The organism is Bradyrhizobium jicamae, from assembly GCF_018130215.1.
Taxonomy (GTDB): domain Bacteria; phylum Pseudomonadota; class Alphaproteobacteria; order Rhizobiales; family Xanthobacteraceae; genus Bradyrhizobium; species Bradyrhizobium jicamae_A.
In genome coordinates this window covers 258,447-276,928 of record NZ_JAFCKQ010000001.1, presented here as the reverse complement: position 1 = coordinate 276,928, position 18,482 = coordinate 258,447, and the positions used below count along the sequence as shown (strand labels likewise).

Sequence of the window (18,482 nt, the reverse complement as noted above, 5' to 3'; positions counted from 1 at the left end):
GATTGTCGCCATTTTGGCGGCGCTTGTCACCCCGGAACCTGCTGATTTTCCGATGTTGCACAGCCGTAATCGCCGCGCCGTGCCAGATGGGGTGCGGCGCGATATCATTGAAATATTTGAAGAAATCTGGTGCAATTGCAGCAGATTTGAGAGCAATTCGCGTTGAATTCTTCACTTCACCAAGTGCAGCAGCGCGACGAGTTCCGCCTGCCGGTGCGTGCCGGTTTTCTGGAAGATCGCCTTGAGATGATTGCGAGCGGTGGCGGTCGAGATTCCAGTCGCTTGCGCGGCGTCCTCGACGGAACCACCGCGTGCAAGGATTGCGGCGAGCCGGGCCTGCGCGGGTGTCAGTTCGAAGGTCGCCACCAGCAGGTTCTGGTCGAACGTGGCATTGCTCTCGAGATCGCGGATCAACAGGATGGCACGCGCGCCGAGGAACGGCGAACGCGCCGCAGGCGGCACCGGCTGCATCTGGATCACGATCGGCCGCTTGTCGATGCGCCGCATCACGATCGGCGCCGACGGCAGCGTCAGCAGGTCAGAGGTGTGACGCAGTTGATCGATCAGCCTGCTCAGGTCGGCATGGGCCTGCCGGTCGTGCAGCGTCAGGCGGTTGTTGCGGATCACCAGGTCATGGCCGAGGCAGGCTTCAGCCTGGCTGTTCATGCCGATGACCGCGCCGAAGCGTCCGACCGCGATTGCCGCGATCTGGATGAGGTCGAGCGCGTTGGTGATGCCTGATATCGCGGAGCGGCCGACGATGGTCGACAGTGTCGCAGCTTCGGTGAGCCGTGCCGACAGTGTCGACAGCGCCTTCACCTCGTCGGTATCGAACATGCCTTCCTTCGGCGAGCGCTGGATTGTCAGCCCCCACAACGCCGAGCCCGCGCGAAATCCGACGGCGGCGAACCATTTCAGGCCGAACTCGCCGAGGCTGGCATAGAGCGGATCGCGCAGCATCTCGGCTTCTGATCCGAACAGGTCCGCGTCGGTGATGACGTCGGCGCCGGCGAGCAGACGCGGCACCCCGCGCGCCGCGCGGACGTCGGTGAGATGCAGATTGCAGGGGAAATAGGTCTTGCTGAAATAGTCGGTGATCGATTCCGTGCGCGGAATGTCCTCGGTGCGGATGTCGCTCTGGAGCATCGCCGCTCCGGTCGCACCGACGGCAGCGCACACCTCGTCCATGAAGGACGGCCAGCCGGCGGGATCGAGCACGACGTCTCCGAGGCGCGCTGTCACGTCGTCAAGCTTGCGCAGATCGACCAAGTTCCAACTCCGCCGATGCAGTAACCCTTTATTTCGTCCGGCGAAACTGCACCACCAGCTTGCGCCCGTCAGCGTGATTAAGACAGCCGGAGCCCGTTCGACTTGCAAGCAAAATCGACGACGCGGCCGTGGGGCGTACGGCCACATCCGGGAATTCACGGGAAATGCCGCCGAAATTCGGTAATCGGGTCGGCCTGGCGCGGTCTGGCTCGCGTCAACGATCCGGCTGGATGATGATCTTGGTGTGACGCTCGGGATTGGCGAGGTCGCCAAAGGCCTGCGCCACGCCGTCGAGCCCGGTGGTCGCCGTGACCATCGCCGATGCATCGACCTTGCCCTCGGCGATCAGGCGCAGCGCCAGCGCGTACTCCTCGGGCGTGTAGGCATAGACGTATTGCAGCGACAATTCCTTGAGCACGCCGAGCAGCGGCTCGGAGGTATCGCTCTCCATGCAGACGCCGACCACGACGATGCGTGCATCGCGCGGCGCGCCCTCGAACAGCTGTTGCAACAGTCCGGGAATACCGACGCATTCGAAGATCAGGCCGGGCTTCAGCGGCGGCAGGAAGGCCTGGAACGGCGGCCGCGCCGCCTTCTGCTCCGGCGTCATCTCGGCATGCTGAGCCCAGGCCGTGAACGGCTGCGTCTCCGCCGGGTTGACCACGACGTCGGCGCCCATCCTGGCGGCGAGTGCGCGCCGCGCCGGCGAGTAGTCCGATGCCACGATCGGATGCAGGCCGCGCAGCTTGAGCGCGGCGATCACCGCAAGGCCGACCGGTCCGCAACCGATCACCAGCGGCACTTCGTCGCCGCGCGCGTTCGCCTTCGCCACCGCGTGGAGGCCGACCGCGAGCGGTTCGGTCAGCGCGGCGTGCTCGGCGGCGAGGCCGTTCGGCACCTCGATCATCAACGGCTCGCTCAGCAGCATCCGCTCGGCATAGCCGCCGGCGATGTCGTTGGAATAGCCGATGCCTTGCGGCCCGCCCGCACCGAGCAGGACCGGGATCGAGCAGACGCGGGTGCCCGGCTTGAACCGCTTCTGGGTCGCAGGTCCGTAGTCGAGCACCTCGCAGCAGAATTCGTGACCGAACACGATGTCGCGCGACAGGTCCATCGGCTTGCGGCCGGGAAAATGCTTCATTAGTTTCGTGGTGTGGCCGGCATGCTTGCGCGCATGCAGGTCGGAGCCGCAGATGCCGCAGGCCAGCGTCTTCACCAGCACCTGTCCTGCTGCCGGCACGGGATCGGGAATCGTATCGGTGACGATGTTTCCGTTCCTGAACACGGCGGCGCGCATGGTCCGTCCCCTACACTGAACGCAGTCTGTTTTTGCCGGCCTCGGTCAGCGCGACGCGGCAGAATCCCGCGGCGATCGCGACGACGTCCTCGATCGTCTGCGGATATTGCTTCGACACCCAGCGCAGCGCGATCGTGATGACCGCACCGACCATGCCGCTGGAGAGCAGCGCCGCGGTCGAGTTCCTGTCGCCCCGCTTCGCGTCGATCGCGGGCACCAGGAGGTCGCTGAAGTCGCGCAAGGCGTCGAGCTTGACCGCGTCGACCGCGGCGCTGATGCCCGATATCTCGAGCAGGAACACGCGCGCGGGCTTCGGATGCTGCTTCAGCCGCGTAAAATAGAGCGTCAGCGCGGCGCGCAACCGCTGCTCGGCATCATGGCCCGCCGCGTTCGCAGCCGCCGCCATCTCGTCATGCAGATGGCCGACGACATGGTTGTAGGCCGCGATCAGCAGCGCCTCGCTGTTGGCGAAGGATTCGTAGAAATAGCGTTCGGTGAGCTCGGCGGCCTCGCAGATCGCCTTCACGGTCGCGCCGCGGTAACCGACCTCGCCATAGACCTCGACCGCCGCGTTGATCAGCTTGAGCCGCCGCTCGGCGCGGCGTTCCTCGGCGTCCATGCCGCCATAGAGGCGGGCTTTGCGGCTGCTTCCCATGAAAAGAGTATTGACATGATGCATTGTCAGATGTCAAGGTATCTGACAAGATAGATTGTCAAAACGTTAGCCAGGAACGGTTGCCCAAGGGAGGGCCAAGCGAATGTCCGGTCATTTCGACGTGCTGATCGTGGGTGCGGGCCTATCCGGCATCGGCGCCGGCTATCATTTGCAGACCAACTGCCCGGACCGCAGCTACGCCATCCTCGAGGGCCGCGATTGCATCGGCGGCACCTGGGACCTGTTCCGCTATCCCGGAATCCGCTCCGATTCCGACATGTACACGCTGGGCTATTCGTTCCGGCCGTGGACCGAGCCGAAGGCGATCGCCGACGGATCGTCGATCCTGAAATATGTGCGCGAGACCGCGAGCATCTACGGCATCGACAAGAAGATCCGCTTCAACCACCGCGTCATCAGCGCCGACTGGTCGTCGGCCGACTCGCGATGGACGGTCGAGGTCGAGCGCGGGCCCGAGAAGACGATCGAGCGTCTCACCTGCAACTTCCTGTTCATGTGCAGCGGCTACTACAAATACGAGCACGGCTACACGCCCGATTTCCCCGGGGTTTCGGATTTCGCCGGCCGCGTGGTCCATCCGCAGCAATGGACCGAGGACATCGACTACGCCGGCAAGAAGGTCGTGGTGATCGGCAGCGGTGCCACCGCCGTGACCCTGGTGCCGGAGATGGCCAAGGCTGCATCGCATGTCACGATGCTGCAGCGCTCGCCGACCTATGTCGTCTCGCGTCCCGACAAGGACAAGATCGCCGACTGGCTGCGTGCGCGGCTGCCGGCCAAGCTCGCCTACGGCATCACCCGCTGGAAGAACGTGTTGCTCGGCATGTACTTCTACCGGCTCTGCAAGCGCGATCCGGAGCGGGTGAAGAACCTGATCCTCGGCGGCGTGCGCCAGGCGCTCGGCCCCGACTACGACGTCGCCACTCATTTCACGCCGCGTTACAAGCCGTGGGACCAGCGGCTCTGCCTGGTGCCGAACGGCGACCTGTTCGACTCGATCCGGAGCGGCAGGTCGTCTGTCGTCACCGACCAGATCGAGACCTTCACGGCTTCCGGCATCAAACTGAAATCCGGTAATCAACTCGACGCCGATGTCGTGGTGACGGCGACCGGCCTCGATCTGCAGGTGCTTGGCGGGCTCGCGCTCAGTGTCGACGGCGCTGATGTCGATCTGTCGAAGACCATGAACTACAAGGGCCTGATGTATTCGGGCGTGCCGAACCTCGCCTCCGCCTTCGGCTACACCAACGCGTCGTGGACGCTGAAATGCGACCTGACCTGCGAGTATGTCTGCCGCATGCTCAACTACATGAAGGCCAACGGCTACGCGCAAGCGACGCCGCGGCGGAACGATCCCTCCGTCACCGAAATGCCATGGGTCGATTTCTCCTCCGGTTACGTGCAGCGCGCGATGGAGAGATTCCCCAAGCAGGGTTCGCGCCGGCCCTGGCGGCTCTACCAGAACTACGCGCTCGACATCGTCAGCCTGCGCTTCGGCTCGATGAAGGACGAGGCGATCGAGTATCGACCGGCGCGGCGAGCAGCCGCGGCCGCCGGTGCGGACCCGGCGCCGGCAAGGCAGGTCGCCTAGGAACCGGAGCGCCGGTCGGCGCCTGCCGATGACCGGCGCGGACTAGCGATCCGGCACCGTCTCTGCTATGGGATGCCACGCCCGCGCCAGCGGGTTCGCGGTCCCGTAGCTCAGCCGGATAGAGCGACGGTTTCCTAAACCGTAGGTCGGAAGTTCGAGTCTTCCCGGGATCGCCATCTCGTCGGGTCACACCAGTTCAACAAGATCAGCTCCAGGCGGATCGCGGACAAGGGCGCGCGCTGTTGGACGCCTGGAGGCGCGGCGACGGGGCGACGAGCCGATCCAGATGGCTCCGTGCGATGGCGCTGAAATCTCTTTGCCGACGCTGCGGTTGCGAACGACTTTACCTGATCGAACAGCTCCTTGATATCGCATGGCGAGTAGCTGCGCGGCGCCAATCACGCGCTGCCGTAGATCCTGCACGAACATCAGTGTTCTCGGTCGCCCGCTACGGGAACCTCTGGCTACACGCTGCGCAGAACCATCGGGATCGAACAGGAACCTTCCAAACCACCTGCGATTATCAGCCCGGGGAGGAACTGGAGGAGGATCGAAATGAACCAGCTGATCTATCTCGTTGGTCTGATCGTCGTGATACTGTTTATCCTTTCGTTCTTTGGTTTGCGCTGAGAGAATCGACCATGAGTATCGAATCTCCCACGCTCGTCGCAGACGAGGCGCTTTCGCTTCCCGATCAACACCGATATCTGCGATGGACGCCAATCGTCGCCGGAGCTTTCGCCGCGGCTGCATTTGCCTTCATCTTGATAAGCTTTGGCGTCACCATCGGTCTTGGCGTCAGCTCGACCTCGCCGACGTGGCGAGACGCATCCGTCGCGTTGTCGCTGCTCTCGGGCCTTTATCTGATCCTGCTGGCAATCGTCAGTTTCGGCATCGGGGGGTACATTGCGGGGCGGGCCCATGGCAATGTCGAAGTCGCCGGCAACCCGGAGACGGAAACAAGCGATGGCCTTCATGGCCTGACGGCCTGGGCGCTCGCGGTTATCGTCGGCGCCGGCCTGACGGCAATTGTGAGCGCTGCCGCACTCAATCATCCGACGTCATCGCTGGTCATGCAAAAGTCGACCTCGGCTGAACCGCTTCTGAGCTACGAGCTCGATCGGCTCTTGCGTTCGCCACGTCGTCCTCCGAACGCTGACTTGAGCACCGAACGTGCCGAGGCGGGCCGGATTCTCATGACCGCGTCGAGCCACAGTGGCGTAAACGGCGATGATCGAACGTTTCTCACTCAGCAGGTCCAGACGTTGACGGGCCTTTCGGCCAGCGACGCCGAGCGGCGTGTCGATCAGGCGATTGCGAGTTCGAATGCTGCGATCTCTCATTTGCGTCGCAGCACCATCATCCTGGCGTTTTCGATCGCGGCGGCCACCCTCCTTGGAGCCGTGAGCGCCTGGGCTGCTGCAGTTGCGGGTGGTCGGCACCGGATCGGCGCGCCGCTCCCTGAATGGATGTCCCCTGCCGGACGGAGTGCGCCAAGAGTGACGACGCCGTAGGCGGAGTTGGCTTCGACGGGTCTCTCCGACCTCAACTCCCGGTCGGATGAGGCTGCCTCACTAAGCCTATCGCTCGTTTTCGAGGAGGGATGTGGTCAAATGACCAGGGTTGCTGACACTACGAGGGACTTTACCGATGCCGAACTGGACGCGGTGTCGGCTCGGCAGCGTCGTTTGCTTACAACCTTTGTGAACGAACACTGCACTTATGAGCATCTCGCCAAAACGTTCGACCTTCCTCTTGGCACTGTCAAAAGCCAAATCAGTCGAGCGCGCCGGAAGATCGCACGGCTGCGTGAGGGCAGATCACCTGATCGCACACGATGATTGCCCGCGAGGGGTACTGGCTGTGTGTTTCCGATGGTTGTCGACTTAGATGTCGCATCCAAAGGCGATGAGATAAGGCTGAATCGTTATGACGCATTGATTCATTGTTTGAGCATGATCTCCGCGCAAACGCGTTCCGCGTTTGTCACGAGGGAAAACCGCTACACACTTTTCCGGACCATGCTCTAGATATGAATCGCGTGACCCAGCGACTTCAGCGCGGCCTCGTGAAAGGCTTCGCTTTGGGTTGGATGCGCATGGATGGTCATGGCGACATCCTCCAGGCGCGCGCCCATCTCCAGCGCAAGACTGAAGGCCGCCGAAAGCTCGGCGATGCCGGTGCCAACGCCCTGGACACCCAACAGGAGATGATTGTCGGCTCGCACGACGGTCCGGATAAAGCCGTCTTCCCGATCCAGCGTCAGTGCGCGGCCGTTGGCCTTGAACGGAAAGCGCTCTGTCTTGACGTCGAAACCCTTGCTGCTCGCCTCGCTCGGTGACAGGCCGACGGTGACGATCTCGGGATCGGTGAAGCAGATCGCCGGGATCGAAATCCGGTCCCAGGCGCGGCGGCGGCCGGCAACGATCTCAGCCACCATCTCGCCCTGCGCTATGGCGCGGTGTGCCAGCATCGGCTCTCCCGTGACGTCTCCGATCGCGGAGATGCCGTGCATCGAGGTGCGGCATCGGTCGTCGATCCGGATGAAAGGTCCGTCCATGTCGAGATCAAGAGTCTCGAGGCCAAAGCCGCTTGTCGCGGGCCTGCGGCCGACCGTAACAAGGATCTTGTCGGCTTCGAGTGATGTCTGCTCGCCACTGGCAGTCTCGATTGCGAGCGCCGTGCCGTCCGCGACGAGCGCTTTCGCTTTCGCGCCCGTCAGAACCGTGACCCCGAGCGCGGTCAGGCGCCTTGCGACGGGGTCGCTCAGGTCGCAGTCGTATTGCGGGAGAATGCGTGGCGCGGCCTCGACGACCGTGACGGCCGCGCCCATTTTCGCGAACGCCGTGCCGAGCTCGAGGCCAATGTAACCGCCGCCGACCACGACGAGCTTCCTGGGGATTTCGGTTAGCGCCAAAGCCTCCGTCGAGGAGATCACGCGACCCCCGAAGGGAAGAAACGGCAGCGCAACCGGCTCGGAGCCGGTCGCGATCACCACCGTTTCTGCATGGATCATCTGCCGGCCGGATTGCGTTTCGACCTCGACGGTCTTGCCGTCGCGGAAACGGGCGTACCCGGCCACGGACCTGACTCCGGCCCTCTTCAAAAGACCGGCCACGCCGCCGTTCAGGCGCCGGACGATATTGTCCTTCCAGGCGATGGTCCTGGCGAAGTCGAGCGACGGCTTCGCCGTGGAGATACCGAGCGCACTCTCGCCCTCCGCGGCGCGCGCAATGGTTTCGTACTCACCGGCTGCATGGATCAAAGCCTTGGAAGGAATGCAGCCGACATTGAGGCAGGTTCCACCCGGCTTTTCGGCCTCGACAATGATCGTATCGGTGCCGAGCTGGCCGGCACGGATCGCGCAGGTGTAGCCGCCGGGGCCCGCGCCGATGACAAGGAGCTTGCAGGTGATTTCGGTCATCGTCCTATGCGTCAATGAAGATCATGGCCGGTGTCTCGAGGAGCTGCTTGATACGCTGCACGAACCGGGCTGCATCGAACCCATCGATCACCCGGTGATCGAAGCTGGACGACAGGTTCATCATCTGCCGCGGCACGAAGGCAGCGCCATCCCAGTGCGGACGGATTGCGATGCGGTTGACGCCGACGATCGCGACCTCCGGGTGATTGATGATGGGTGTCGTCGCGAGCCCGCCCAGCGCACCGAGCGATGTGATCGTAATGGTCGAGCCGGTGAGCTCGTCGCGGGTGGCGTTGCCGTTCCGGGCCGCTTCCGCGAGCCGCGTGACCTCGGCGGCGCAACTCCAGAGCTCGCGCGCTTCCGCATGCCGGACAACGGGGACCACCAGGCCGGTCGGCGTTTGCGTGGCGATCCCGATATGAATGCCTGCGTGCTGGTGAACGATCCCGGCCTCATCGTCGAAATGCGCATTGAGATGCGGCTGCTCGGCGATCGCACGCACCATGGCGCGCATCAGGAACGGCAGCAATGTCAGCCTGGGCTTGCCGGGCTGCTTCTGGCTGTTGAGCTTCGCGCGCAGATCCTCGAGCGCGGTGACATCGACCTCTTCGACATAGGTGATGTGCGGAATGCGCGAGCTCGCAATCGACATCTTCTCGGCGATCTTGCGGCGCAAGCCGACGATCTTGATGTCGGTTACCGCGGTTTGCGTCGGATAGGGCGTCGCTGTACCGCCGCGCGCGAGATGGGCATCAAGGTCGTCGTGGGTGATGCGCCCGGCGGGGCCCGTGCCGCGAACCCGACGCAAGTCGACGCCTGCTTCCCGCGCGCGGAGCCGAACCGCCGGGGCGGCCAGAGGCCGGTCGCCGGCGTGGTGGAGCGGGCCTGCTGAGGGCTGCGCCCTCGGTGCGTCGGGCGGCTCGCTCGCCGGCACGCGCGGGGCGCTTGCGGCATGTTCAGGCTTTTTGGCCGAAGCGCTTGCCGCGGGTGATGCGACTTTCACGGCCTCCGTCGCCGGCGCGCTCTTGCCGTCGACTTCCAGTCGAACGAAGTCCGAGCCGATGGCGAGAACGTCGCCCACATTGCCAGCGAGCCACGTGACCCGTCCGTCGGCGGGCGAGGGAATTTCGACCGTCGCCTTGTCTGTCATGACGGCGCCGAGCACGGCATCTTCGCGCACGACATCGCCGACCTTCACGTGCCATTCCACGAGCTCGGCTTCCGCGATGCCTTCGCCGACGTCGGGCAGCCTGACCACGCGCTCGGCCATTTCAAGCCTCCAGTGTTTCGATCAGCGCGCGGCCGATTCGCGCAGGGCCCGGAAAGTAGTCCCATTCCTGCGCGTGCGGGTAGGGCGTGTCCCAGCCGGCGACGCGCGCAATGGGTGCTTCCAGATGATAGAAGCATCGCGTCTGGACCAGTGCGCAGAGCTCGGCACCGAATCCGGAGGTCAACGTCGCCTCGTGCACGATGACACAGCGTCCGGTCTTCTTGACCGAAGCTTCGATGGTGTCGAGGTCGAGCGGCAGCAGCGAGCGCAGATCGATGATCTCGGCATCGATGCCGACTTCGGCCACGGCGGTCTCGGCGACGTGAACCATCGTGCCGTAGGCGAGGATGGTGACGGCCTCGCCCTGCCTGCGGATCGCGGCGCTGCCGAGCGGAATCGCATAGTGTCCATCGTCGACTTCACCGAGATCGTGCTTCGACCATGGCGTCACCGGCCGGTCATGATGACCGTCGAACGGACCGTTATAGAGCCGCTTCGGTTCGAGGAAGATCACGGGGTCAGGATCCTCGATCGCCGAGATCAAGAGACCCTTGGCGTCGCGCGGGTTCGACGGCACCACCGTCTTGATACCGCAGACATGGGTGAACAGCGCTTCCGGGCTCTGGCTGTGCGTCTGGCCGCCAAAAATCCCGCCGCCGGTCGGCATGCGCACCACGAGAGGGCAGGTGAACTGGCCGTTGGAGCGATAGCGCAGCCGCGCGGCTTCGGAGACGATCTGGTCGTAGGCCGGATACATGTAGTCGGCGAACTGGATTTCGACACAGGGTTTCAGGCCATAGGCCGCCATGCCCACTGCGACGCCGACGATGCCGAGCTCGCTGATCGGGGTATCGAAGCAGCGGCTCTTACCGTATTTCGCTTGCAGGCCCTGGCTGGCGCGAAACACGCCGCCGAAATAGCCGACGTCCTCGCCGAACACGACGACATCGCTGTCGCGCGACATCATCACATCCATCGCGTCGCGAATCGCCTCGATCATGGTCCGCCGCGTCATGGTTCAGACTCCGGCTTCCTGGCGCTGGCGGCGCAGATGTGGCGGCATCTCGGCAAACACACCCTCGAACATATCGCGCGCCGAAGGCCGCTGCTCGGAGTGGAGCGTGCCGTAGCCTTCGGCTTCCTTCTGCGCTGCGATCACGGTGTCGAGGATCTCGGCCTCGGTCTGCTTGTGCCGTTCCTCCGACCAGGCGCCGCGCACGATCAGGTGGTTCTTCAGCCTGATCACAGGATCTCCCAGCGGCCAGGCCTCGGATTCCGTCTTCGGCCGATAGCCCGCAGGATCGTCCGAGGTCGAATGCGCGCCGACGCGATAGGTCACGTGCTCGATCAGGGTCGGACCGAGATTGCGGCGTGCGCGTTCGCAGGCCCATTTCGCCACGGCATGGACTGCGAGGTAGTCGTTGCCGTCGACGCGCAGCGCCGGAATGCCGAAGCCGAGACCGCGCGCAGCGAACGTGCCGGAGCCGCCGCGCGCGATGCCCTGGAAGGTCGAGATGGCCCATTGATTATTGACGATGTTGAGCACGACCGGCGCGCGATAGGTCGAGGCGAACACCAGCGCGGCGTGGAAGTCGGATTCGGCGGTTGCCCCATCGCCGATCCAGCCAACTGCGATCTTGGTGTCGTTCTTGATCGCAGACGCCATCGCCCAGCCGACCGCCTGGATGTATTGGGTGGCGAGATTGCCGGAGATCGAGAAGAAGCCGTGCTCCCTGGAGGAATACATCACCGGCAACTGGCGCCCCTTCAGGGGATCGTGCGTGTTGGAGTAGATCTGACAGGCCATCTCGACCAGGGAGTAGCCTCCGGCAATCAGCAGCCCCGCCTGGCGGTAGGTCGGAAAATTCATGTCGCCCGGACGTAGCGCCTTGCGGAAGGCGCAACTCACGGCCTCCTCGCCCATATGCTGCATGTAGAACGATGTCTTGCCCTGGCGCTGTGCCGTCTGCATGCGCGCATCGAATGCGCGCAAAATCATCATGTGGCGCAGGCCCTCGAGCAGTTCGGTGTCCGAGAGCGCTCCCGCCCAGGGACCGACGGCCTCGCCGTCGCGATTGAGCACGCGGATCACGGAAAAGGCGAGGTCACGTATCGCCTCGGCGTCCACGTCGATGGCGGGACGATCGACCTGGCCTGCGCGCGGGATCCGGATGTTGGAAAAATCGGGCGTGCCGCCCGGGCGCACCGCGGGTTCGGGCACGTGCAGTTTCAGAGGCGCATACTCGGCGGATTGAACTGCCTCGCGCTGCGGGATCACAGTTTCACGCGTGAGGTTGGGGTCGGACATTGGCATTCACCTCTCACCTCGATCGCATCGATGCAGAACAATGCGCCGATACGGCGAGCGAGTCGATCGATGGCGTCGCGGTCACTGATGTCTATGGAAGCCGAGATCCGGAATGCGTTCGCCTCCGCCCGAGCGCTGACGGCAGCGAGCCGAAGCCCGGCGACGCGTGTCTGGTCGAGCAGGCGGCCGAGTGCGGCGTGCATATCGCTGGTCTGGAGTTCGAGAAAAAACACCGCATGGATCTCATTTTTGTCAGTATATTGTACTGGCAAAAATCGGGATTGTTGTTCTTTTGATCTGGGTATAGCGTGAAAACGCAGTATATATTTTCTGCATAATGGCAACGAAACTGGAATGGAGTTCTTGGTATGGCGCCGGTCGGACGTGGCTCGAGGCCGGTCAAGGCTCCGCGCAAGGACGCGCTTCGGCTCGATGAGATCGATCGCAAGATCCTGCGTGCCCTGCAGCAGGATGCGCGCCTGACGACGGCGCAACTCGCCGACAGGATCGGGCTCTCCACCACACCGTGCTGGAACAGGCTGAAGCGTCTCGAGACGCAGGGCTATATCGATGGTTACGTCGCGCTGCTCAATCAGGACAAGCTCGGTCTGCCAGAAACGGTCATCATAGAGCTGACGCTCGATCGTCACGACGAGGAGTTGCTCGAACGTTTCGGCCAACTGCTTGCGGACTTTCCCGAGGTGATCGAGGCCTATCTCACCACCGGCGAATACGATTATTTGGTCAAGGTCGCGGTCGAAAGTACCGCCGGCTACGAACGCTTTCTTCGCGAAAAGCTCTACCGCATTCCGGGCATCCGCCACAGCCGGTCATCGTTCGCGCTGCGCTGCCTGAAAAAGCTGACCTCGGTGCAGGTCTAGTCGAATGCGTCCGCGGCGAGGAGGAACGCGCCACCCGGTGACGTCCTCTCCCCGCGTTCGAGTTGAAAGAGTGCGCCTCGTCAGAAAGCGGTGTTCTTGCCGATGATGCCGACATAGCTCGATCGCACCAAAGCTCCCGGCGCCTGTCCTTCTTGCCGATCGACCGATGCGAACCTCGACGCTGCGCCTGTGCGTGACGCAAGCGACCTCGTGGCTCACCCGATGCAGGCGAGAAACGCCGGTAGATCAGAAAAACCAAACAGGGGGTCAGAAAAAGCGCCTTGCATGAAGCAGGGCGACGCCGCTCATCTTGCCCCACCAAAAGCAAAGCCTGTTGCAGGCGAGGAAACGATGATCGCGAGCGGTCAATTCTGCGCGGGAGCTCGGCTCGGTCGTGCATCCAAATTCGGTGACGCCGGCAGCGGCCCGTACCTGCAACACTGGATCGGACAATGAACCGCTCGGAGCGTCTGATGCCCGGATTTCCGTCGTTCAGGTTGACGCAGGAGGAGGTCATCTTCTGCATCACGGTCGTCTTGATCGGGGCCTTCTCGCTCTTCCTGCCGAAGTTCCTCACCGCCGGAAACATCCTCACGCTTCTGAACAACGTCGCCACGCTCGGCATCCTCGCCGTCGGCATGGCGCTGGTCGTGGTGGGACGCGGCATCGACCTGACCATGATCGCGGTCATGGTGATCGGCGTTGCGTTCAGCATCTGGCTGTCGGCTAACGGCTTGCCCTTCGGTTGGGCGCTTGTGGTGGGCGGGCTCCTCGTCATCATGGTCGGTATCGGCACGGGCACGCTTGTCGCCGTGGCCGACGTGCCGCCGATCTTCGCGACCCTGGGCCTTGCATCGGTGGTCTATGGCGCCGGACGGATCGTCTTCAAATCGGACGTGGTCTATGCCCCTACGGGGTATGACTGGTTCACGTTCCTGGGGACAGGGACGATTGCCGGCATTCCCGTCTCGGTCTGCGCAGCGGCGTTGCTGGCCGGATTGGTCGCGTTGTTTCTGCGCAAGACCCGTTTTGGACGGTTCATCTACGCCACCGGCGACAATCCGTTTGCCGCGCGGACCATCGGACTGCCGACGCGCCCGGTCATCATCTCGCAATATGCCGCCAGCGCATTCATCGCCTTTCTATCCGGCATACTGATGTGTGCAGTGGTCTCCGGGATCAATACCCGCTTGTACAATTCGACGCTGATCTACGACGTGTTGCTTGTCGTCGTGCTCGGCGGAATCGGCCTGAGCGGCGGGCAGGGTGGTGTCCGCAACGTGATCGTCGGCACGATCCTGGTCGGCGTCCTCACCAACGGCATGACGATTCTCAACGTCAGCTTCACGGCCCAGAACCTCATCAAGGGCGTGATCCTGCTGGCTGCATTGGCGATCGATGCCGTGCTCAATCCGCGCGACGAGCAGACGTCGCAGAGCGGCGACATCTAGGGCGGACGACTGAAAAACCTCAAACGTACAAGAACTTCTAATCTGGAGGAGATCATGGTTTCTATTCTGCGCAAATTGTTGCTGACGGGCCTCGTGCTCGGGGGCCTTGCATCCGCGACGCCGAGCATCGCGGCGGACGTGCAGCAGGTCGGGAGGGAGGCTTATCTCAAAGCCCTCAAGGGCAAGAGGGTGATCTTCGTTCCGATCTCGCAGGGCTTCGATCTCAACCAGGCCTGGGTGACGGTGTGGCAGCGGCATGCCGCACGCTATGGCTTCACGCTCGAGGTGCGCGATCCGAACATGAACACCGAGGCGGGGATTCGTGCCCTGACGGGAGCAATCGCCGAGAAGCCCGATCTGCTGATCGTGCAGAACCCGGACGTGCAGACCTACGCGCGTCAGTTGAAGCAGGCTCAGGATGCCGGAATTCCGGTGCTTCAGGTCAACATGCAGTCCGCGACCCAGACCGACTCCTATGTCGGCAACGACTGGATCGAGATGGGCCGCCTTGAGATGGGCGAGCTCGCCAAGGCGTGCGCCAAGGGCAAGGGTCCGTCCACCAAGGTCGTCTGGCTTGCGGGCGTCGAGACCGGTGCGGCCAACATCTACATGCGCCAAGGCATCAACGAGGTGCTCGCCGCAAATCCGGACCTGCAACTCGTATCCGACCAGGCCGCCAACTACGATTCCGACAAGGCGCGCCAGATCACCGCGACGGTGCTCCAGCAGCATCCCGACCTCTGCGGCGTGATGGGCATCTGGGACAACGCCGAGGTGGGCGCCGGAGCCGCCGTGGCGGCCGCAGGCAAGAGCGGCCAGGTCACGATCGTCACCAACGGTGCGGGCAGCCAGACCGGCTGCGACAGCATCAAGAAGGGCCTCTTGACGGTCATCTACAACTTCCACGCCGATATCCAGGGTGAGATCGCGGCAGGCCAGATCTCCGAGCTGCTCCAGCCGAACCGCAAGGCTGCTTCTGTCAAGGACGTGTTCTTCGGGCCAATCACGCGCGTCGACAAGACCAACGCGACAGACCGCAATTGCTGGACGCTCGACGAACTCAAGTGAGAAGGAGGCGCGCGACGGCCTTCAGCCGCTGCGCGCATGGAACAGGCCAGATGAGCTTTTCGACTGACATCGTTCGGTGGCGCTACAAGCTTCTCCCCGATCACGTGATCGGGGAGGTTCTCACCAAGAAATGGGTCGACAGCGCGATCCCGTTTCTGGCGCTGACGCTGCTCGTCCTTTGTCTCGGGCCGTTCGTCCCGCATTTCTTCGAATGGACGACGCTCGGCAACCTCGCGCGCCAGATTGCCGAGTTCGGGCTGATCGTTCTCGGACTTGCGATCGTGATGATCTCGGGCGGAATCGATCTGTCCGTCGGCTCGGTGTTCGCGCTCTCCGTGCTGATGTCGCTGATCGGCATGAACGTCGAGGGATGGAGCGCCGGCACAGGTCTCGTTGCCGCGCTGGCGGTCGGGGCCTTTTGCGGCGCCCTGAACGGATTTCTTGTCGGCTACATCAGGATGCGGGCGTTCCTCACGACACTCGTCACGCTCATCATCTTTCGATCATTGTTCGAGATCGTCTTTCCGCAATTCTCGACGGCCATCGTGACCAACATGTCCGATTCCGCGGTCTTCGAATATCTCGGCACCGCACAGATCGGCCTGCTGCCGGTTTCGTTCCTGATAACGGCGGTGATTGCCATCGGTATTCACATCGTCCTCTCCCGCACGCGATATGGCTGGCACCTTCTCGCTGTCGGCGGCGCGCGCCGATCCGCCTACAATGCGGGTATCAACGTCCGCTGGACCATCTTCAGCGCTTACGTCTGCTGCAGCACCCTCGTCGCCCTGTCCGGCTTCCTGTTTGCGAGCCGCATTGGAAGCGCGGCGTCGGACGTCGGCGCGGGGCTCGAATTGCAGGCACTCACAGCCACGGTGCTGGGCGGCATCTCGCTTGGCGGAGGGCGAGGCACGGTCTCGAAGGCGACCATGGGCGCCGTGTTCGTGCTGCTCCTGTCGAACAGCTTCCTCGCGCTCGCGATTTCCGGTCCGGGTGCGGATCTCGTCCTGGGCCTGATCCTTGTCGCCGCCGTCTTCCTTGACGTGCGCTGGGTCAAGAACCGCCACAAGGTGCTGCGAAGCGTCTACATCTCTCCCGCCTACGCCCGGATGCCGGACTCCGTTTCGACGGACCCGCGAGCCGGCGCCATGGCGCCGAACGACAAGCTGCGCGATGTCGGCGTCATCGGCCTTGGCATTCTGGAGGGCGCCGAGGACGTCATCTTCGATCGTGACGATAACCTCTACACGGGCAGCCGGCACGGCGACATCCTGCGCTGGTTTCCGCCCGACTACCAGCGCTGGGAGGTTCTGGCGCATATCGGCGGCTCGCCGCTCGGGATGGCGTTCGACCGCCACGGGCATCTCAATATCTGCGTCGCGGGAATGGGCCTCTATCAGGTCGAGATGAACGGCACGGTGCATCGGCTCACTGCCGAGACGAACCGAAGCCTGCTGTCGATCATCGACGATTCCAACATGAAGCTCGCGGATGATCTCGATATCGCGCCGGATGGCTCGATATACTTCAGCGAGGCGACGACGCGGTTCGAGATGCACGACTGGTATTCCGACGCACTCGAGAGCCGCGGCAACGGCCGCATCATTCGCTACGAACCGAAGACCAGAAAGACCCGAACGGTCCTGAAGAACCTGGTGTTCCCGAACGGCATCTGCATGTCCTACGACGACCGGTCCCTGCTGTTCGCGGAGAGCTGGGCGTGCCGGATCAGCCGGTACTATTTTGATGGACCAAAGAAGGGCCGGGTGGAGGTCGTCATCCCGAACCTGCCCGGCTATCCCGACAACATCAATCGCGCGTCCGACGGGACCTACTGGCTGGCCTTGATGGGGATGCGCACGCCCGCGCTCGACCTGTCGCTTGAAATGCCGGGCTTCCGAAAGAGGATGTCGCGGCGGTGTTCCGAGGACGCCTGGCTGATGCCGAACCTGAATACCGGATGCGTGCTCAAGTTCAACGAGCAGGGCGAGGTCCTCGAAAGCTATTGGGATCAGGGTGGCCAGAAGCATCCGATGATCACCTCGATGCGAGAGCACAAGGGCGTGCTTTATCTCTGCGGGATCTTCAACAACCGGATGGGGACTTACCGGTTGCAGGGCGCAGATCCTTCGTTCTGCGGCGTTGACAGCTATTGGGGCCACCGCTCGTGAAATGGATCGACAAACTTCTGGGGCGTCGCGAGGGAGCCGTCACGGTGCCCGTGCTCGACGGTCCGTTCCTGCCAAACCAGAAGCTCGAATTGGCTCCGGTCCTCTGTGAAGTCGACGAGGTCGATAATCTCGTGGCGCTCGGCGCCGATCTTTTTGCCTCGAGGGGGTCCGAGCTGCTTCGTCTCCGGCCGGCCTCCTCGGGGCCGGAGAGAGTGACCGGGTTCGATGCGCCAATCTCGGCGATGGCCGGACTGGGTGAGGCGCTTGCGATCGGATTGGATCGCGAGGGTATCGTCGTGCGGAACGGCCGCTTCGACGGCAAGGTGGTGAAGCCTCCCGGTGATGTCTTGCAGTGCCCGACCGCGATCGCCTGGCTGGATGAGTCGACGCTTGCCGTGTGTAACGGATCGAAGCGCCTGGGCGCGTTCGACTGGCGGCGCGCGTTGATGACGCACGATAATTCGGGGTCGATCGTGCTCGTCGACCTCGCGAAGGACAAGGTCTCGATTCTAACGACCGGACTGGGCTGGCCGGCCGGCGTGGTGGCGACGGCCGGCCGGGTGATTGTCTCCGAATGTCTGCGGCACCGCATTCTTGCGGTGACGTTTCCGGACGGCAAGAGCCTTGAGCTCATCGCTGGCCTACCCGGCTATCCTGCTCGCCTGACGCGTTCGGCGGCGGGCGGCGTATGGCTCTGCTTCTATTCGGTGCGCAACCAGCTCGTCGAATTCATCCTGCGCGAGGACGAGTACAGGACGCGCATGGTGAACGAGCTGCCGGAAGAGCACTGGATGGCGCCTTCGCTCCGTTCCGGGCACAGCTTCAAGGAGCCGATGCAAGGAAGCCAGCTCAAGCAGATGGGCATCCTGAAACCCTATTCCGTCACGCGATCCTACGGGCTGGTGGCGTGCTGTGACGCGAACATGACACCGATCGGATCCTTCCACTCTCGCGCGGATGGCACGCGGCATGGGGTGGTCGCCGCCGTTGAATGCGGCGGCGCCCTCTATGTCGCGAGCCGCGGTTCGAACGCAGTGCTGGAGATTCGCGATGCAATGGCGGTCCTCTCGGAGTAA

The 18,482-nt window shown here is 63.4% G+C and carries 17 protein-coding genes and 1 tRNA gene; 10 read left to right on the top strand and 8 right to left on the bottom strand.

What is annotated here, in order from left to right; genetic code table 11:
* Positions 1-171: 171 nt before the first annotated feature.
* From JQ586_RS01260 to JQ586_RS01250, 3 genes are all read right to left on the bottom strand, one after another.
* Positions 172-1,269: a helix-turn-helix transcriptional regulator gene (locus tag JQ586_RS01260; protein ID WP_212392656.1), complete on the bottom strand. Its 1,098-nt coding sequence runs from the start codon at positions 1,267-1,269 to the stop codon at positions 172-174.
* A gap of 214 nt (positions 1,270-1,483) precedes the next feature.
* On the bottom strand, positions 1,484-2,566 hold the full coding sequence (locus JQ586_RS01255; RefSeq protein ID WP_212392655.1) for a zinc-binding dehydrogenase: 1,083 nt from the start codon (positions 2,564-2,566) through the stop codon (positions 1,484-1,486).
* Between the two features lie 10 nt (positions 2,567-2,576).
* On the bottom strand, positions 2,577-3,221 hold the full coding sequence (locus tag JQ586_RS01250) for a TetR/AcrR family transcriptional regulator (RefSeq protein WP_212392654.1): 645 nt from the start codon (positions 3,219-3,221) through the stop codon (positions 2,577-2,579).
* A 103-nt stretch (positions 3,222-3,324) separates the two neighbouring features.
* Here JQ586_RS01250 and JQ586_RS01245 point away from each other — a divergent pair, with 103 nt between their 5' ends.
* Positions 3,325-4,833 carry an NAD(P)/FAD-dependent oxidoreductase gene (locus tag JQ586_RS01245; protein WP_212392653.1) on the top strand — a complete coding sequence of 503 codons (1,509 nt, stop codon included), beginning with the start codon at positions 3,325-3,327 and terminating at the stop codon, positions 4,831-4,833.
* Positions 4,834-4,932: 99 nt separating this feature from the next.
* Positions 4,933-5,009, top strand: a tRNA-Arg gene (locus tag JQ586_RS01240).
* Positions 5,010-5,019: 10 nt separating this feature from the next.
* On the opposite strand, the gene JQ586_RS01235 is transcribed toward JQ586_RS01240, so the two are convergent.
* Complete coding sequence (locus tag JQ586_RS01235) at positions 5,020-5,262, bottom strand: hypothetical protein (protein WP_212392652.1); 243 nt, start codon at positions 5,260-5,262, stop codon at positions 5,020-5,022.
* A 212-nt stretch (positions 5,263-5,474) separates the two neighbouring features.
* On the opposite strand from JQ586_RS01235, the gene JQ586_RS01230 reads away from it, so the two are divergent.
* A complete protein-coding gene (locus JQ586_RS01230; RefSeq protein ID WP_212392988.1) occupies positions 5,475-6,347 on the top strand; it encodes a hypothetical protein in 873 nt (290 codons plus the stop codon).
* 99 nt (positions 6,348-6,446) lie between these two features.
* On the top strand, positions 6,447-6,674 hold the full coding sequence (locus JQ586_RS41450) for a sigma factor-like helix-turn-helix DNA-binding protein (RefSeq protein WP_212392651.1): 228 nt from the start codon (positions 6,447-6,449) through the stop codon (positions 6,672-6,674).
* A gap of 185 nt (positions 6,675-6,859) precedes the next feature.
* Here the strand turns inward: JQ586_RS41450 and lpdA are convergent, their stop codons facing one another.
* Genes lpdA through JQ586_RS01205 form a run of 4 tightly spaced genes read right to left on the bottom strand, consistent with a single transcriptional unit; the run spans position 6,860 to position 11,835 of the window.
* Positions 6,860-8,257, bottom strand: a complete 1,398-nt coding sequence (gene lpdA, locus JQ586_RS01220; RefSeq protein WP_212392650.1) for a dihydrolipoyl dehydrogenase — start codon at positions 8,255-8,257, stop codon at positions 6,860-6,862.
* A gap of 4 nt (positions 8,258-8,261) precedes the next feature.
* Positions 8,262-9,527: a dihydrolipoamide acetyltransferase family protein gene (locus JQ586_RS01215; protein ID WP_212392649.1), complete on the bottom strand. Its 1,266-nt coding sequence runs from the start codon at positions 9,525-9,527 to the stop codon at positions 8,262-8,264.
* A gap of 1 nt (position 9,528) precedes the next feature.
* The gene (locus JQ586_RS01210) at positions 9,529-10,542 is read right to left on the bottom strand and encodes an alpha-ketoacid dehydrogenase subunit beta (protein WP_212392648.1); all 1,014 of its coding nucleotides are present in this window, start codon (positions 10,540-10,542) and stop codon (positions 9,529-9,531) included.
* A 3-nt stretch (positions 10,543-10,545) separates the two neighbouring features.
* Positions 10,546-11,835, bottom strand: a complete 1,290-nt coding sequence (locus JQ586_RS01205; RefSeq protein ID WP_249147179.1) for a 3-methyl-2-oxobutanoate dehydrogenase (2-methylpropanoyl-transferring) subunit alpha — start codon at positions 11,833-11,835, stop codon at positions 10,546-10,548.
* On the opposite strand from JQ586_RS01205, the gene JQ586_RS01200 reads away from it, so the two are divergent.
* From JQ586_RS01200 to JQ586_RS01175, 6 genes are all read left to right on the top strand, one after another.
* Entirely contained in the window at positions 11,835-12,131 is a 297-nt protein-coding gene (locus tag JQ586_RS01200) for a hypothetical protein (RefSeq protein ID WP_212392647.1), read from the top strand. The two genes, JQ586_RS01205 and JQ586_RS01200, sit on opposite strands and share 1 nt — an antisense overlap.
* 72 nt (positions 12,132-12,203) lie before the next feature.
* Positions 12,204-12,716: an Lrp/AsnC family transcriptional regulator gene (locus JQ586_RS01195; protein ID WP_212392646.1), complete on the top strand. Its 513-nt coding sequence runs from the start codon at positions 12,204-12,206 to the stop codon at positions 12,714-12,716.
* Positions 12,717-13,189: 473 nt separating this feature from the next.
* Positions 13,190-14,167, top strand: a complete 978-nt coding sequence (locus JQ586_RS01190) for an ABC transporter permease (protein ID WP_249147178.1) — start codon at positions 13,190-13,192, stop codon at positions 14,165-14,167.
* A 54-nt stretch (positions 14,168-14,221) separates the two neighbouring features.
* Positions 14,222-15,235, top strand: a complete 1,014-nt coding sequence (locus JQ586_RS01185; protein WP_212392644.1) for a sugar ABC transporter substrate-binding protein — start codon at positions 14,222-14,224, stop codon at positions 15,233-15,235.
* Between the two features lie 50 nt (positions 15,236-15,285).
* On the top strand, positions 15,286-17,406 hold the full coding sequence (locus JQ586_RS01180; RefSeq protein ID WP_212392643.1) for an ABC transporter permease subunit: 2,121 nt from the start codon (positions 15,286-15,288) through the stop codon (positions 17,404-17,406).
* Complete coding sequence (locus JQ586_RS01175) at positions 17,403-18,482, top strand: strictosidine synthase (protein WP_212392642.1); 1,080 nt, start codon at positions 17,403-17,405, stop codon at positions 18,480-18,482. The genes JQ586_RS01180 and JQ586_RS01175 overlap by 4 nt, the downstream gene beginning before the upstream one ends.